This is a genomic window from Streptomyces sp. NPDC043952, from assembly GCF_056435325.1.
This window is the reverse complement of sequence record NZ_JBWKES010000020.1, coordinates 52164-68653: the sequence shown is the minus strand read 5'-3', so window position 1 is coordinate 68653 and position 16490 is coordinate 52164. Positions and strand designations below refer to the sequence as shown.

General features: G+C 74.9%; 10 protein-coding genes. 6 read left to right on the top strand and 4 right to left on the bottom strand.

Annotated elements, in window-relative coordinates:
* Positions 1–52 precede the first annotated feature (52 nt).
* The 5 genes from AC069R_RS22755 to AC069R_RS22735 all read left to right on the top strand — a co-directional run bounded on the left by AC069R_RS22755 (position 53) and on the right by AC069R_RS22735 (position 4321).
* Positions 53–1009, top strand: coding sequence for a GlxA family transcriptional regulator (locus AC069R_RS22755; protein ID WP_478768631.1), 957 nt, complete (start codon positions 53–55; stop codon positions 1007–1009).
* A gap of 100 nt (positions 1010–1109) precedes the next feature.
* A complete protein-coding gene (gene gap, locus AC069R_RS22750; RefSeq protein WP_478768630.1) occupies positions 1110–2108 on the top strand; it encodes a type I glyceraldehyde-3-phosphate dehydrogenase in 999 nt (332 codons plus the stop codon).
* Positions 2109–2182: 74 nt separating this feature from the next.
* Positions 2183–2530: a VOC family protein gene (locus AC069R_RS22745; RefSeq protein ID WP_478768629.1), complete on the top strand. Its 348-nt coding sequence runs from the start codon at positions 2183–2185 to the stop codon at positions 2528–2530.
* Between the two features lie 273 nt (positions 2531–2803).
* On the top strand, positions 2804–3532 hold the full coding sequence (locus AC069R_RS22740) for a restriction endonuclease (protein WP_478768628.1): 729 nt from the start codon (positions 2804–2806) through the stop codon (positions 3530–3532).
* A 93-nt stretch (positions 3533–3625) separates the two neighbouring features.
* Positions 3626–4321: a dienelactone hydrolase family protein gene (locus tag AC069R_RS22735; RefSeq protein ID WP_478768668.1), complete on the top strand. Its 696-nt coding sequence runs from the start codon at positions 3626–3628 to the stop codon at positions 4319–4321.
* A 133-nt stretch (positions 4322–4454) separates the two neighbouring features.
* Here AC069R_RS22735 and AC069R_RS22730 read toward each other — a convergent pair whose 3' ends face one another.
* Positions 4455–4658 (bottom strand): cold-shock protein, encoded by a 204-nt coding sequence (locus AC069R_RS22730; RefSeq protein ID WP_037661210.1) that lies wholly within the window; start codon positions 4656–4658, stop codon positions 4455–4457.
* Between the two features lie 248 nt (positions 4659–4906).
* Here AC069R_RS22730 and AC069R_RS22725 point away from each other — a divergent pair, with 248 nt between their 5' ends.
* Positions 4907–6133 carry a PP2C family protein-serine/threonine phosphatase gene (locus tag AC069R_RS22725; RefSeq protein WP_478768627.1) on the top strand — a complete coding sequence of 409 codons (1227 nt, stop codon included), beginning with the start codon at positions 4907–4909 and terminating at the stop codon, positions 6131–6133.
* A gap of 18 nt (positions 6134–6151) precedes the next feature.
* Here the strand turns inward: AC069R_RS22725 and AC069R_RS22720 are convergent, their stop codons facing one another.
* The 3 genes from AC069R_RS22720 to AC069R_RS22710 all read right to left on the bottom strand — a co-directional run bounded on the left by AC069R_RS22720 (position 6152) and on the right by AC069R_RS22710 (position 16352).
* A complete protein-coding gene (locus AC069R_RS22720) occupies positions 6152–7039 on the bottom strand; it encodes an NAD-dependent protein deacetylase (protein WP_478768626.1) in 888 nt (295 codons plus the stop codon).
* Positions 7040–7122: 83 nt separating this feature from the next.
* A complete protein-coding gene (locus tag AC069R_RS22715; protein WP_478768625.1) occupies positions 7123–7962 on the bottom strand; it encodes a PhzF family phenazine biosynthesis protein in 840 nt (279 codons plus the stop codon).
* A gap of 101 nt (positions 7963–8063) precedes the next feature.
* On the bottom strand, positions 8064–16352 hold the full coding sequence (locus tag AC069R_RS22710) for a type I polyketide synthase (RefSeq protein WP_478768624.1): 8289 nt from the start codon (positions 16350–16352) through the stop codon (positions 8064–8066).
* Positions 16353–16490: the final 138 nt, after the last annotated feature.

Sequence of the window (16490 nt, the reverse complement as noted above, 5' to 3'; positions counted from 1 at the left end):
AACGCGGGCCCGAGCCGCCGGATCGACGTCACCCCCCGCGTAACCTCTTCCTGTGCCAGCCCCCCGCCTGCGTCGTGTCGCCGTCCTCGTGCTCGAAGGCGCGAAACCCCTCGATGTCGGCATCCCCGCGCAGGTGTTCACCACCCGCGCGAGCATGCCGTACGAGGTGCGGGTGTGCGGGGCGGCCCCCGGCCGCGTGAGGGGCGGCGACGGCCTCGCGTACGACGTCGCCCACGGCCTGGACGCGCTCGCGTGGGCGGACATCGTCTTCGTCCCCGGCTACCGCTTCCCGGACCGCGACGACCCGCCGCGGGCGGTCCTCGACGCCCTGATCGCCGCCCACGAGCGGGGCGCACGGCTCGCCGCCATCTCGACGGGCGCCTTCGCGCTCGCCGCCACCGGCCTGCTCGACGGCAGGCGCGCCACCACGCACTGGCACTACACACGGGCCCTCATGGCCCGGCATCCGCTCGTCCAGGTGGACGAGAACGTGCTGTTCGTGGACGAGGGCAGCGTGCTCACCTCGGCCGGCGCCGCCTCCGGCATCGACCTGTGCCTGCACATCCTGCGCGGCGACATCGGAGTGGCCGCCTCCAACCACGCGGCCCGGCGCCTGGTCGCCGCCCCCTACCGCAGCGGCGGCCAGGCCCAGTACGTGCCGCGCAGCGTCCCCGAGCCCGTCGGCGAGCGCTTCGGCGCCACCCGCGAGTGGGCGCTGCACCGGCTCGGCGACCCCCTCACCCTCGACGTCCTGGCGCGCCGGGCGGGCGTCTCCCCACGCACGTTCTCCCGGCGCTTCGTGGAGGAGACCGGCTACACGCCGATGCAGTGGGTGCTGCGCGCCCGCCTCGATTTGGCCCGCGAACTGCTCGAACGCTCCCAGCGGGGCGTCGAACAGATCGCCGCCGACGTCGGACTCGGCACCGGCGCCAACCTGCGCCTGCACTTCCAGCGCGTTCTCGGCACCACCCCGAGCGAATACCGGCGCACCTTCACACGGGGCGAGTGATCCGCCCGCTGGCGGGATCCTTTCGAACCATGGCGTTCCCGCCACTGTCCGCGGCGCGTCCCGCGGACGAACCTGGTGGCGAACGGAAGGGAGATCACCCATGACCCGCATCGCCATCAACGGATTCGGCCGCATCGGGCGGAACGTGCTGCGCGCCCTGCTCGAACGGGACAGCGCGCTCGAGATCGTCGCGGTCAACGACCTGACGGAGCCCACCGCTCTCGCCCGGCTGCTCGCCTACGACAGCACGGCCGGCCGGCTCGGCCGCCCGGTGACGGTCGACGGGAACGCCCTCGTCGTGGACGGCCGCCGGATCACGGTGCTGGCCGAGCGCGAGCCGGCGAGCCTGCCCTGGGCCGAACTCGGCGTCGACATCGTCCTGGAGGCCACCGGCCGCTTCACCTCGGCGAAGGCCGCCCGCGCCCACCTCGACGCGGGCGCGAAGAAGGTACTCGTCAGCGCGCCGTCCGACGGCGCCGACGTCACGCTCGCGTACGGCGTCAACACCGACGCCTACGACCCGGCCGCGCACACGATCGTCTCGAACGCCTCCTGCACCACCAACGCGCTCGCGCCGCTGGCCGCGGTCCTCGACGAACTCGCCGGTATCGAGCACGGGTTCATGACCACGGTGCACGCCTATACCCAGGAGCAGAACCTCCAGGACGGCCCGCACCGCGACGCCCGCCGCGCCCGCGCCGCCGGCATCAACATCGTGCCGACCACGACCGGCGCCGCCAAGGCGATCGGCCTGGTGCTGCCGAACCTCGACGGCAAGCTGTCGGGCGACTCGATCCGCGTGCCGGTGCCGGTGGGCTCGATCGTCGAACTCAACACGACCGTCGCCCGCGAGGTGACGCGCGAGGACGTGCTGGCCGCCTACCGCGCCGCCGCGCAGGGCCCGCTCGCCGGCATCCTCGAATACTCGGAGGACCCGCTCGTCTCCTCCGACATCACCGGCAACCCCGCCTCCTCGATCTTCGACTCGGCCCTCACCCGCGTCGACGGCCGCCACGTCAAGGTCGTCGCCTGGTACGACAACGAGTGGGGCTTCTCCAACCGCGTGATCGACACCCTCGAACTCCTCGCCGGACACTGACCGGCGAGGTCGGGCGAACAGCTGGGGAGCCTGGTAGGCAGTACCCGTCGTCCTCTTGTCCTCGGGAGCCGCAGATGTCCGTACGCCGTGTCATGCCCGTCATCCAGTCCGTGGCCGCGCGGGAAAGCGCCGACTTCTACGGCCTGCTGGGCTTCGAGGAGGTCATGAACCTCGGCTGGGTGAGGACGCTGGCCTCCCCGTCGAACCCGACGGCACAGATCAGCCTCGTATCGGACGACAAGACCGCGCCGGTCACCCCCGACATGAGCGTCGAAGTGGACGACGTGGACGCGGCCTACGCCGCCATGCGGGCCGCCGGCGCGGAGATCGTCCACCCCCTGCGGGACGAGGAGTGGGGGGTACGGCGATTCTTCGTCCGCGACCCGGACGGCCGCGTGGTCAACGTCCTGAGCCACCGCTGACGCCGACGGCCCGGCTCGCCCAGCCGGCGGGCCGGCCCCGAGCGACCTCACGCGCGGGGTTCGGCCAGGTCCGATGGCTTTGTGCCATTCATCGGCAACCCGCCTCCCGCGGCACTCGGACGCCGCTAGACAAGAAGGCGGGGGCGGTGTCCTGCCGTGCCCACGGGGTGGCCGGCCGAGGGGGAGGTCTGGGCGGGTGCTGACCATGAACGATGCGCTGCCGCCGGCGGCTATCGGATCGCGGCGGTCGCGGCGCCGTACGGAGGCCGGCCGATGAGCCGGCGCACGCCCGCCAGGCGGGCGACGAGCAGGCGCCCTCCGGTGCGGCGGCGTACCCGACGGCCGGGCAGGCGGCGGCAGCGCGCGGACGACCGGCTGATCGGCCTCCTGGTCACCGCCGCCCTGGTGGTGGCCCTCGTGGTGACCGTCGTGAACTGGCTGCTGGCGCACTGGTGGGTCCTGGCCGTCGTCGTCGCGCTCGCGGCAGCCGCGGGCGCCGGCCGGCTCTGCCTGAAGCGGCAGCGGGCGCGGTGGGACGCGGTTCGCGCGCAGGGCCTGCGCTACGGGCTGGCCCAGCTGGACGCCCTGCACCATTCCCGGTTCGAGGACGCCGTACGGGACCTGATGCACCGTGACGGCTGCCGGGACGCGCTCCGTGTCGGCGGCGGCGGAGACCTGGGCGCCGATGTCAAGGCCACCGACCCCTATGGGCGCCGGTGGGTGATCCAGTGCAAACACCGGCGCAACGGCCTCGCCGGATCCGCCGTGGGCACCCCGGACCTCCAGGTCCTCAACGGCACCGCCCGCCCGGTCCACGGAGCCGACGTCGCGGTCATCGTGACGAACGGCCGGGTCACCGCCCCGGCCCTGGCCTTCGCCGAACAGCAACGCCTCCATGTGGTCGACCGGCACACCCTCGGGGCATGGGCGTCCGGTTCGCGCCCGCTGTGGGAACTCCTGCGCGCCGTCCCGCCCCCGCGCAGACCGACCGCCCTGTCCTGAGCCGCGGGAAAAAACTGGACGCGGTCACATCCTGGCTTGTAGTTTGCGGTCGACCGTGACACCGCCCGAGGAGGTGAGACCCATGAACGCTGTATCGACGTGGGTGCTCCCCCTTTCCCGTCACGGCCGGCGATCGACGTAGGTGTCGCCGGGATGGGCCACGGCGGCGGCAGGCACAAGAAGGAACCGGCCATGACGGGCCGCGCCCGCCTCCTCGTGAACGGCCTCGGCTTCCACGCCGCCGCCATCGACGCGCCCGGTCACGGCGACCGGCCGCGCACCGCGCAGGACGAGCAGGACATCGCCGAACTCCGCGCCGCGCAGGCGGCAGGCGAGCCGGAAGGGCCGACCGTCGTCCGGTACAACGCCCGCCTGGCGCGGCTCGCCGTGCCCGAGTGGCGGGCGACCCTGGACGCCCTCCAGGAACTTCCCGAGATCGGCGCCGACGCACCGGTCGGCTACACCGGCCTCGGCCTGGGCACCGCGATCGGCGTGCCGCTGGTGGCGGCCGAGCCTGGGATCGGGGCCGCGGTCTTCGGCCTGCACTGGCCCGACGCCCTGGTCGAGACGGCGAAGCGGATCACCGTCCCGGTCGAGTTCGACCTCCAGTGGGACGACGAGCGCATCCCGCGCGAGGCCGGCCTCGCGCTGTTCGACGCCTTCGCCTCGAAGGAGAAGACCCTGCACGCCAACGCGGGCAGGCACTTCGACTGGCCCCGGTCCGAGGTCGACAGCGCGGTCCGCTTCCTCGCCCGCCACCTCGGCCGGGCGGACACCTCACCGGCCTGAGCCGAGCGGTGGCGGCGTCCGGTCCTCCGACTGGGCGCCGCCACCGCGGCCGTACCTCCTGCGGACCGGGGAAGGTCCCAGGTCCTCATCCGTCTGGGGCGGCCGCCCCGGTGGATATCACGCCTATGGCCGGTCAGCCCCGGACGATGTTCTGGGCCTGGGGCCCCTTCTGGCCCTGGCCGATGTCGAAGGTGACCTGCTCGCCCTCGGTGAGCTCGCGGAATCCACCGCCCTGGATCTCGGAATAGTGCGCGAAGACGTCAGCTCCTCCGCCGTCCTGGGCGATGAAGCCGTACCCCTTCTCGGAGTTGAACCATTTCACGGTGCCGCTGGCCATCAATCGATCCTTCGTTCATACCGGGAGCCACCCATGTCCGGGGCTGCTCCGGCTCCCTTGGCAGTGGGAGCCGACATCGTTTCTACCCCGAGCACCCCGGCCTATCCGGCTCATGACACAGCAGTCCCGTACGCCGTTCCGGTGACGATCGGCAGTGGGACGCCCGTGATGCCGGAGGTGTGCGGGGAAAGAGGGGGAAGGACGGGGAAGGAGGGGGAAAGGGGAGGAGGGAAGACAGGGAGGCTGACGTGGCGCTTGAGCGGATCGGGCTGGCCGAGGTGCTGGCCGCGGCGGAGAACGCCGCGCCGATGGCTTCGGTGGACGTGGTCGCGCGCAATCTGCGGGACCGGTTCGGGGCCCGGTACGTGTCGTTCCTCTTCGTCGACATCGTCAATCGCAAGCTGGTCCGGGTCGGCGAGGAGGATGCCCCGCACGAAGGCCGCCGCGCCGATCAGGTCGACCTGCGCGACAGCGTCTACGACGACGTCCTGCGCTCCCAGCAGCTGGTGTGCACGCCGGCGGACGGCGGACAGGGCCGACGGGTGATCGCCCCGGTCACCAACCGCGGCGACACCATCGGCGTGCTGGAGCTGTCCCTGCCGGATGCCGGACCGGACGTGCTGGAGCAGGTGGAAGAGGCCGCCCACGCGCTGGCGTACCTCATCGTCACCGACCGCCGGTTCACCGACCTCTACCAGTGGGGCCAGCGCACCACCGGGCTCAGCCTCGCCGCCGAGATCCAGCGCGAGCTCCTGCCTTCGGCCTCCTCCTTCGAGGCGGCCGAGTTCGCCCTCGCCTGTGCCCTCGTCCCCGCCGACAGCATCGCCGGCGACACCTACGACTACGCCCTCGACCACGACACCCTGCACCTGTCCCTCACCGATGCCATGGGCCACGACGTGGACGCGGCCCTGATGGCCACCCTCCTGGTCAACGCCTCCCGTGGCGCCCGGCGTGCCGGGGCCGGCCTCGTCGAGCAGGCCTGCCGGACCCACCAGGCGATGCTCGACCACGGCCGCTGCACCTTCGCCACCGGCCAGTTGCTGCGCATCGCCCTCGACGGGAGCGGCGCCGAGATCGTCAACGCGGGTCATCCCTGGCCGCTGCGGCTGCGCGCGGGCGCGGTCGAGGAGGTTCCGCCGGCCGTCGACCTGCCCTTCGGCGTCCCCACCGCCCACGGCTCCTACCGGGCGCAGAACCTCGACCTGCGGCCCGGCGACCGCCTCGTGCTCTACACCGACGGCATGCAGGAACGCCGGGCCCGCACGGCCGACCTGCCCGGACTCATCCGGGAAACCGCCGGCGAGCGGCCCCGTGAGGTCGTACGGGCGCTGACTGGCGCGGTCGAGGACGCCTGCGGCGGGCACCTCCAGGACGATGCCACCGTGGTGTGCCTGGACTGGCACGGACCCCACCCCGAAGGCCGCAGCGCGAACGCCGGGGCCGACACCGACCAGGCCGCCCGGAACCGGTGACGCGGGCCCGGCCCCGGCTCAGGCGATGCTGAGGCGTTCGGTCAGTTCGACCAGGGCCGCGCCGAGCGGCAGCGCCACGTGCGCGTGCGCGAGGTCGTCGCCGCGGGTCGGGCCGAGATTGATGATGGAGACGGGCTTGCCGTCCTTCGCGGCGCGCCGGACGAACCGCAGCCCCGACAGAACGGCCAGGGACGAGCCGAGCACGAGCAGCGAGTCGGCCGCGTCGACCAGCTCGAAGCAGCGCTGGGTGCGGGACTTGGGCACGTTCTCGCCGAAGAACACGACGTACGGCTTGAGCACGCCGCCGCACCGCTCGCACGGCACGACCCGGAACGTGCGGACGACGTCGTCGGGCAGTTCGATGTCGCCGTCCGGGTTGACCCGCAGTCCGGCGGCGTCCTGCGCCGCGAGGAACTCCCCGTTCGCGGCGAGCAGCCGGGCGTCCAACTCGTCGCGCGGCCCGATCGTCCCGCAGTCCAGGCAGACGACCCGGTCCAGACTGCCGTGCAGGGCGACGGTGTCCGTCGTCCCGGCCGCTTGGTGCAGCCCGTCCACGTTCTGCGTGATCACGGCGCTGACGTACCCGCAGGCGCGCAGTGCCTGAACGGCGTGGTGCCCCGCGTTGGGCCGGGCCCCGGCCATGGCACGGCGCCCGACGTAGCCGCGGGCCCAGTAGCGGCGCCGGTTCTCCTCGTCCGAGACGAAGTCCTGGTACGTCATGGGGGAGTGCCGCCGGTGCCGCCCGCTCACGCCCCTGTAGTCGGGGATACCGGACTCGGTGGAGATCCCGGCGCCGGTCAGCACCGCCACCTTGCCGGCGGCCACTTGCCCGGCGATCTCGTCCATCCCGCCGGCGGGACGGACACCGGTGTCGGGTATCGGGCCGACGATCGGACGCATACGCATATGTGCAGCTTAGGTCAGCGGGTACGACGGCGGACGGTACGTCCGCGCCGGTCGGTCCCCCGCGCGTGGCGCCGGCCGGCGGTTCAGGGGAGGGGGACCGCCGTGCCCGTCACCTCGATGCCGCTGGACGGGTCCGCGGGGATCGCCACCGTCAGCAGGCTCGGGCGGCCCATGTCCACGCCCTGGTGGATGGTCAGCACCGCGGGCGGCGTGACCAGCTCGTTGGCGCGGAGGTAGCCGCCGAGGGCCGCGGCCGCCGCACCGGTGGCCGGGTCCTCCACGACGCCGCCCGGCGGGAACGGGTTGCGGGCGTGGAAGACGGTGTCCGACTCGCGGTGCACGAGCGCGATGGTCGTCCAGCCCCGGCGCGCCATCAGGGCGTTGAGCGCCGGCATGTCGTAGTCGAGGTCGGTCAGGCGCGCCCGCTGCGCGGCGGCGATGACGGGATGCCAGGCGCCGCCGTAGCCGACCTGGGGCGGCAGGGCCGGGTCGAGGTCGGCGGCGGACCAGCGCAGGGCGGCGAGGAGTTCGGCGAGGTCGGCGTCGGAGAGGTCCGCCGTGCGGGGCTCGACGCTGACCAGGGTGGCCGTGACGGAGCCGTCCGGGGCGGTGGCGGTGGTCACCGGGACGGGCCCCGCCTTGGTGCGCAGCAGCAGGCGGCCGACGCCGTGCCGGGAGGCGTGCGCGACGGCCGTCGCGATGGTGGCGTGCCCGCAGAACGGGACCTCGGTCTGCGGGCTGAAGTACCGGATGTCGAGCGACCCGTCGGGGCGCGCGACGGCGAACGCCGTTTCCGAGTAGCCGACTTCGGCCGCGGTGGCGGCCATCGTCGGCTCGTCGAGGCCGGCGGCGTCCAGCACCACACCCGCCGGGTTCCCGCCGAGGGGGTCGCTGCTGAAGGCCACGTAGCGCAAGATCTCCATCGGCCGAACCTAACCGCTCCGTCACCGGACCGTCAAAGGTGTTACCGAGCGGGCAAGTGGGGGCACCGGCACGGAAGTTGGGGGAGTGCCGGCGGCCGCCCTCAGACGGTTCCCAGCCACTGGTGGACCGCGGTCGCGGTGGTGCGGGCATGTTCCTCCAGCATGGTGAAGTGGTCGCCGGGCACGGTGATTTCGGTGTGCGGGAGGCTCCAGAGCGGGGCGGGTTCGGTGCCGGGCAGCGGGTCGCGGGCCCGTACGTACAGCGTGGGGCAGGCGAGCGGCGCGGGCTGCCAGCCGGCGAAGAGGTCGAAGTACCCGGCCATGGCGGTGAGCCGGTCGGGGCTGGCGGAGGCGAATTCCGCCGCCCGGCGCAGCATGTCCGACGTCATCGCGGAGAGCGCCCGGTCCCGCTCGCCGTGGCCCGGAGGATAGGTGTCCAGCAGGACCACCGCCGCCGGGCCGGCGCCCTCGGACTCCAGGCGCTCCGCCACGGCATGGGCCACCCAGCCGCCGGCCGACCGCCCCAGCAGTACGACAGGTCCCTCGGCCGCGCGGACGGCCAGGGCCTGGGCGGTGACCAGGGCGTCCAGCGTGCCGGGCAGCGCCTCTCCGGGCTCGAACCCCGGCTGCCGTACCGCGGACACCGGCCGCAGCCCGTGCAGCCCGGCACCGAGGCGCGCGTACTCCTGCGGTCCGGACACCGCGCTGAGCGCGGGGGCGCAGACCAGCCGGGCCCCGGTGCCGCCCGCCGCGAGCGGCACGGGTTCGTGCGCCGCACCGGCCGCACCGGTCCGGTCGAAGGCCGGGCGCAGACGCGCGGCCATGGTGAGGAGCGCCATGCCGTCCCAGGTCCGGCCCTGGGCACAGGCGGTACGAAAGAGCGCGCCCAGGGAGTCCGGAGTCCCCTCCCCGTCGGCGGTCCGTGGTCCGGAGGCATCCGGGAGAGCGCCCGCCTGCGAACCACCCGCCGCGTTCTCCTGCGCGGGGGATGCCTCGGCGGCATACCGCCGTGTCAGCTCGGTGGCGAGCGCGCGTGGCGTCGGGAAGTCGAACAGCAGCGTGGACGGCAGCGCCAGCCCCGTCCAGGCCTCCAGCTCGTTGCGCAGGTCGACCGCGGCCAAGGAGTCCAGCCCCAGGTCCGCCAGCAGGGCGTCCTCCTCGATCTCGCCGGGTGACTCCGCGTGGCCCAGGACGCGCGCCGCCAGCGCCCTGACCTCGGTGAGCAGCACCCCGGCCCGCTCGCCGGGCGAGGCGGTCGCCGGCGCCCGGCCGCGCCGGTCCCGGCCCCTGCCGCCCGCACCGGCGGGAGCGGGGAGCCGGTTCGCCGCCGGGTCGGCGGTGGGGGAGAGGCGGGCCGCCACCACCACGGGCTCGTCACCGGCCACGGCGGCATCGAACAGGGCCAGGCCCTCTTCCGGCCCGAGCGGGGCGAACCCGGCGCGGGCCATCCGCTGCCGGTCCGCGTCGTCGAGGTGCGCCATCATTCCGTCGCCCTGCCGCCAGGGGCCCCAGACGATCGACGTACCGGGCAGCCCGAGCCGGCGGCGGTGCCGTGCCAGGGCGTCCAGCACACAGTTGGCGGCGGCGTAGTTGGCCTGGCCCGCGGAGCCGAAGGCGCCCGCCACCGAGGAGAACAGCGCGAACAGCGCCAGGTCCTGACCAGCCGTCAGTTCGTGCAGCGCGAGCGCGGCGTCCGCCTTGGGACGCAGTACCCGCCGCAGCCGGTCGGCGGTGAGCGCCGTGACGACACCGTCGTCCAGCACCCCTGCGGTGTGCACGACGCCGGTCAGCGGGTGGGCCGCCGGAACCGCGTCGAGCAGGGCGGCGAGCGCGGCCCGGTCCGCGACGTCACAGGAGCGCACGGTCACTCGGGCGCCCGCAGCGCCCAGCTCCGCGACGAGTCGCCGGGTCCCCGGAGCGTCCGCCCCGCGTCGCCCGGCGAGCAGCAGATGACGGACGCCGTGGGCGGTGACCAGGTGCCGCGCCACCAGCCTGCCCAGGGAACCGGTGCCGCCGGTGACCAGGACCGTGCCCTCCGGATCGAGCCTGCGCGGCTCCGGTGCCGCGGCCAGGGGCACCAGCTCCGGCACGTACACGGTCCCCCGGCGTACGGCCGCCTCCGGCAGCGCGGCGGCCGGCAGGGCGGGCAGGACGCTCCAGGAGTCGGGGTGTTCGTCCGTGTCGATCAGGGCGAAGCGCCCCGGATGCTCGCGCATGGCCGAGCGGATCAGCCCCCACACCGGTGTGTGCGCCGGTACGGGCGCCCTCTCGCCGTACCGGTCCCGACCGGCGGGAGCGTCGTCGGCCGGAGCGACGGCACCGGACGTGACGAGGACCAGCCGGGAGCGGGCCAGGTGCGGTGCCGCGAGCCACGCCTGTACGAGCCTCAGTGCCCGCTCCGCCGCCTCCAGCAACCCGGCGGCCGGGTTCCGCGTGCCGTCGGCCGGGCCGGGCGGCGGGCACGGTGCCACGACGACGGCCGCCGACGCCTCGCAGTCCGCCGGGGCCCCGTATACCGGGATGCCGGAACCAGGGGGCGCGAGGGCGTCCACCAGCGGTGTGCCCGCCGTACCCAGAACCGCCCAGCGGGGCGGCGCGCCGGTTGCCGACGGCTCGGCCGGCGGCACCCACTCCGTACGGTGGAGGGCGGCGGTGCCCGCGTCCGCCGTCGCCGTTCCGGTACGCGGCAGGGGCCGGAGCGTCAGCGCACGCACCGTGGCCACCGGTGAACCCGTCTCGTCGGCCAGCTCCATCCGGGTCCGCCCGCCGGGCCCCGGCACCGCCCGCACCCGCAGACGCCGTACGCCACCGGTGTGCACCCGCACCCCGCTGAAGGCGAACGGCAGGGACAGCCTGCCGGTCGCGCCGGAGCCGTCCGTGCGCAGGTCGGCCAGGGCGAGGACGTGGAGCGCCGCGTCGAGCAGCGCGGGGTGCAGGACGAACTCCGGTCCGTCACCCTCCGGATGCGGCGCCCCGGCCGCTGCGGGCAGCTCGACGTCGGCGTACAGCTCCTCCCCGTGCCGCCAGGCGGCGCGCAGGCCCCGGAAGGCGGGACCGTAGCGCAGCCCTTCGGCGGCCAGCCGGTCGTACGATCCGCTTCCCGGACCGTCAGCGGGCAGGCGCACCGCCCCCCGCGGTGGCCAGGACCCGAGCGGCCGGGCGGCGCGCGGCCGGGGGACGCCCCCGGTTCCGGCGGTGGCCGTCTCCCGGCCCTCGGGTGGCCGCGCCGGTGAGAGAGTGCCGACGGCGTGCCGGCGCCACGGCTCGTCCTTTGCGGCGGGGTACGGGCGGGAGTAGAAGGACACGGCCCGCCGCCCCGCACCGTCCGGCCCCGCTACCTTCGCCTGCAAGGCCACGGCACCGTCCGGGGGCAGGGGCAGCGGCGCGGTCAGGACCAGCTCGTCCAGGACGGTGGCGCCCGCCGGCGCACCGGCGTGCAGGGCCGTCTCGACGAAGGCGGTCGCCGGCAGCAGGACCTCCCCGGCCACCACATGGTCGGCGAGCCACGGCTGTTCGCGCACCGACAACACCGCGCTCAGCAGCCAACCGTCATCATCGGCGGTGTGGACGCGCGACCGCAGGAACGGATGGGTGGGCTCGGCCGTCGGCGGCAGGAATGGACGGGTGGGCTCGGCCGCCGGGTGCGCGGGCGGATGGTCCGAGGTGGCGTCCTCCAGCCAGTAGCGGCGGCGCTGGAAGGCGTACGTGGGAAGCGCGACGCGCCGTCCGCCGCGCCCGGCGAACACGGCCCGCCAGTCGACGGGCACGCCGTCGGCGTGCAGCGCGGCCAGCGTGTCGAGCAGGGCGTCCGGTTCCGGCCGCGTCCGGCGCAGCGTCGGCAGGACCAGTGGCGCCGGGCGCCGCTCACCGCCATCCGCGCCCGCACCGACCGTGCTGCCCGTGCCCGCGCCGGCCGTGGTGCCCGTGCCCGCGCCGGTCTCTGTGGGCCCAGCCGCGCTGAGGCACTCCCGTACCGGAGCGGTGAGCACCCCGTCCGGCCCCAGCTCGACGTAGTGCGTCGCCCCTCGCTCACCCAGGTACCGGACCGCGTCGGCGAAGCGGACCGGGCGGCGGATCTGCTGCACCCAGAACTCGGGTGTGCGCAGCTCCTCGTCGGTGGCCGCGCGGCCCTCGACGGCGGTGAGCAGGGGCAACCGCGGCGCCGCGAAGGCCAGATGCCGGACCACGTCCGCGAAGTCGGCCAGCACGGGCTCCATGTGCGCGCAGTGGAAGGCATGGCCGACCCGCAGCGGCGTCACCGAACGGCCCCGCGCCCTGAAGTGCGCGGCGACCTCCCGCACCGCGGCCTCGTCGCCGGAGACGACCACCGAGGCGGGCCCGTTGACCGCGGCGATCTCCGCCGCGCACCCGGTCGCCGCGAGGTGGGCGGCCACCTCGTCCTCGTCGGCGGCCAGCGCCGCCATCCCGCCACCCGCGGGCAGCGCGTCCATCAGCCGGCCGCGGGCCGCCACCAGGGTGCAGGCGTCCGCGAGGGACAGCACCCCGGCGGCATGGGCCGCCGTCACCTCGCCCACCGAGTGCCCGGCCACCAGCGCGGGACGTACTCCCCATGCCTCGAACTGCCGGAACAGGGCCGTCTCCAGGGCCAGGAGCGCCGGCTGCGCGAACCGGGTCGTGCGCAGCAGCGCGCCCGCGCTCGTGCCGGGCCCGGCGAACAGGACGTCCCGCAGGGGCACCGGCAGCAGCGGGTCGAGCAGGGCGCAGCACTCGTCCAGTGCACGGGCGAAGACCGGATACGCCCCCCGCGACGCGTACAACTCGCGTCCCATGCCAGCGCGTTGACTGCCCTGGCCGGTGAACAGCACGGCGATCCGTGCCGCTTGGCGAGAGGTTCCCCTGTGCACTCCGGGGCGCCTGTCGTCTTCGGTCAACGCCCGCAGCGAGTCGAGCAGTTCGGCGCGGTCGCGGGCGACCACCACGGCCCGGTGCTCGAAGGCCGTACGCGTGGTGGCGAGCGAGTGCCCGAGGTCCACCAGGGCCGTGTCGGGGGCGGCGGCCACGTGGTCGTACAGCCGTCGTGCCTGCTCCCGCAGCGCCGGCGCGTTCCTGGCCGACACCGGGAAGGCCACCGCGGCCCCCTCGGCATGCCCCGGCACAGGCGATACGGCCGCCGCCCCCGCCGCCTCGTCCCGCGGGGGCTCCTCCAGCACCACATGGGCGTTGGTGCCGCTGATGCCGAAGGACGACACCCCCGCCCGGCGCGGGCGGTCCGTCGCGGGCCACTCCACCGCGCGGGTCAGCAGCGCGACCCGCCCCGGCGACCAGTCGACACGGGGGGTCGGCTCGTCGGCGTGCAGGGTGCGCGGCAGCACACCGTGCCGCATCGCCTGCACCATCTTGATCACCCCGGCCACTCCGGCGGCGGCCTGGGCGTGACCGATGTTCGACTTCACCGAGCCCAGCCGCAGGGGACTTGGCCGCGGCTCGCGCCCGTACGTCGCGAAGAACGCCTCCGCCTCGATGACATCCCCGAGCCGGGTGCCGGTGCCGTGCGCCTCCACCGCGTCGACGTCCCCGAACGCCAGCCCGGCGTCCGCGAGCGCCTGCCGGATCACCCGCTGCTGGGCCGGTCCGTGCGGCGCGGTCAGTCCGTTGCTCGCCCCGTCCTGGTTCACCGCCGAGCCGCGCACCACGGCCAGCACCGGAAGCCGGGCGCGGCGCGCCTCGGACAGGCGGCTCAGCAGCAGCATCCCGGCGCCCTCGGCCCACCCCGTGCCATCGGCCGACGCGCCGAACGCCTTGCAGCGGCCGTCCGGTGCCAGCGCCCGCTGCCGGCTGAACTCCACGAACGACGAGGGCCCCGACATCACCGTGGCACCGCCGGCCAGCGCGAAGGCGCACTCGCCCCGGCGCAGCGCCTGGGCCGCGAGGTGCAGGGCCACCAGGGACGAGGAACACGCCGTGTCCACGGTGAGGGCCGGCCCTTCCAGGCCCAGGGTGTAGGCGATACGCCCCGAGGCGACGCTGCCGGCGTTGCCGAGACCCAGGTACCCCTCGACCTGCTCCGGCGTCGTCGCCAGGCGGCGGGCGTAGTCGCTGTACATCAGCCCGACGTACACCCCGGTCGCCGTGCCGCGCAGGGCGGCGGGGACGAGACCGGCGTGCTCGAAGGACTCCCAGGCCACTTCGAGCAGCAGCCGGTGCTGCGGGTCCATCGCCAGCGCCTCGCGGGGGGAGATGCCGAAGAATCCGGGGTCGAAGAGGTCCGCGCCGGAAAGGAAGCCGCCCTCGCGCACGTACGTCCGTCCGGGCCTGCCGGGGTCCGGGTCGTACAGCGCCCGGACGTCCCAGCCCCGGTCGGCGGGGAAGGGGCCGATGGCGTCCCTCCCGTCGGCGACCAGCCGCCACAGTTCCTCCGGGGAGGTCACGCCGCCGGGGTAGCGGCACGCCATCCCCACGATCACCACGGGATCGTCGTCCGGCCGGTCCGCACCCCGGTGCACGGAACCGGCACCGGCCGGCGCGGCGGCGTTCCGTTCCCCGAGGTGGGCGGCGAGCGCGGCCGCCGTGGGGAAGTCGAAGGCGACGGCCTCGGAGAGCGGCAGCCCGGTCACCGCCGACAGCCGCTCCCGCAACACCGTCGCCGTCAGCGAGTCCATGCCCAAGTCCCGCAGCGCGGTGCCCGGTTCCACCGACCGAGGCGTACACCCGAGTACGGCCGCCACCTCGCCCCGCACCAGGTCCAGCAGCTCCTCCGCCGGTGCCCGGCCCCGTCCGGCGGGCGCCGAAGTCTGCCGGCCGGGCTCCCCCGCGGGCTCCGCGCCCAGCGCCCGCGCGGGCAGGGCGGCGAGGTCCCGGCGCAGGATCTTCCCGGAGACGGTACGGGGGATCCCGGCCACCTCGAACAGCTCGACCGGCACCTTCGCAGCGGCCAGCCGCGCCCGGCAGGCCGCGAGGACGCGCCCCCGGTCCAGCCCGCCACCCGGCCCGGTGACCAGATAGCCGACCGGCACCTCGCCGAAGACCGGGTGCGGGCGCCCGGCCACGGCGGCGTCGGCCACCCCCGGAAGCCGCCGCAGCACCGCCTCCACCTCCGCAGGGTGGATGTTCACCCCGCCCCGGACGATCAGCTCGCTCGCCCGGCCGGTGACCGCCAGTTCACCGCAGGCGTCGATCCTGGCCAGGTCGCCGGTGCGGAACCAGCCGTCGCGCAGCACCTCCGCGGTGGCCTCCGGCCTGCCGTGGTAACCGGCCATGACACCGGGCCCGGCGACCCACAACTCACCCTCGCCGGCGTCCCGTCCGTCGGGGCCCCCGCCGACCCGGACGCGGGTACCGGGCAGCACCCGGCCGCACGCTCCGTCCGCCGTCGCCTCACCCGGCGCCGCCATGGTGACGGGGCCCGCCTCCGTGCTGCCGTAGTGCTCCAGATAGGGGACCCGGCAGACCGCCTCGAACAACGCGCGGAACCCGTGCCCCGCCGCGGCGCCACCGCTGACGCAGCCACGCAGCGCGGGGGCGCCGAGACCGGCGCCGTCCTCCTCGCCCCGGACCGCGTCGAGCAGCGCCGAGTAGGTGGTCGGGACCCCGCCGAGAAGCGTGAACGGGGCGCCGCTGCCGCGCAGTTCGCGGAGCACGCCCGCCACCGAGAACCGGGGCAGCAGCACCGCGCTCGCGCCCACCGCGGTCACGCCGAGGAAGCACACCACCTGACTCATCGCGTGATGGAGGGGCAACGGCCACAGCACACGGTCCCGTTCGGACAGGCCCAGGACACCGACGAGCCCTGTCGCGACCGGCGAGAGGCGGTTGCGCTGCGTGGACAGGACGCCCTTGGGCGCTCCGGAGGAGCCCGACGTGTAGAGCAGCCAGGCCACTTCGTCCAGCCCGAGATCGTCCCGGCAGGGCGTCCGCGGCTCCGCGTCCGCCAACTCCTCGTAGCGCAGCACCCCGTCCCGTACGGCGGACCGTTCCCCGTCCGCGTCCGGGCGTGAACTCCCGCCGCTGTCCTCGTCGTTGCCGCCCCCGGCGAGCACCACGGTCATCCCGGACCGGGACGACAGCGCCCGGTGCCGGGTCAGGCAGGTGTCGTCGGTGACGAGCAGCCGTGCCCCGCTGTCGTCCAGCAGGCGGGTCAGCTCGTCCTGTGAACTGCCCGGGTCCACAGGCACGCCGACGCAGCTCGCGCGGGTGACCGCGAGCAGGCTCTCGACCGTCTCGACCCGGTTGCCGAGCAGCACGGCCACCCGGTCACCGCGCTCCAGACCGAGCCCGACCAGATGACCGGCCAGCCGCGCGGTCCTGCGCTCCAGCTCGCGGTAGGTCACACGCCGGACCGGGTCCTCGAAGCAGACCTTGTCCCCGAGGCGGCGGGCATGGTCGCGGAGCAGGTCCGCCAGCGGCTTGACGACATCGACGTGCGTACCCACCGCATGACCTCCTTGAGACGACGACCCGCCGTTGAGGACGACAGCGCCGATCGACCGGTTGCGCGCCGAGGTCCACGATCGGGCGACCGCACGCGCGACCGCCCGGATCCGGGAAGAAGTCGCCCGATCGGCCTACCG

Excerpts from the sequence above, each read along its gene's own strand:
- AC069R_RS22715 (WP_478768625.1), bottom strand. The coding sequence starts at position 7,962 with ATGGAGATCTTGCGCTACGTGGCCTTCAGCAGCGACCCCCTCGGCGGG.
- AC069R_RS22730 (WP_037661210.1), bottom strand. The coding sequence starts at position 4,658 with ATGGCCAGCGGCACCGTGAAATGGTTCAACTCCGAGAAGGGGTACGGC.
- AC069R_RS22740 (WP_478768628.1), top strand. The coding sequence starts at position 2,804 with ATGAGCCGGCGCACGCCCGCCAGGCGGGCGACGAGCAGGCGCCCTCCG.
- AC069R_RS22720 (WP_478768626.1), bottom strand. The coding sequence starts at position 7,039 with ATGCGTATGCGTCCGATCGTCGGCCCGATACCCGACACCGGTGTCCGT.
- gap (WP_478768630.1), top strand. The coding sequence starts at position 1,110 with ATGACCCGCATCGCCATCAACGGATTCGGCCGCATCGGGCGGAACGTG.
- AC069R_RS22745 (WP_478768629.1), top strand. The coding sequence starts at position 2,183 with ATGTCCGTACGCCGTGTCATGCCCGTCATCCAGTCCGTGGCCGCGCGG.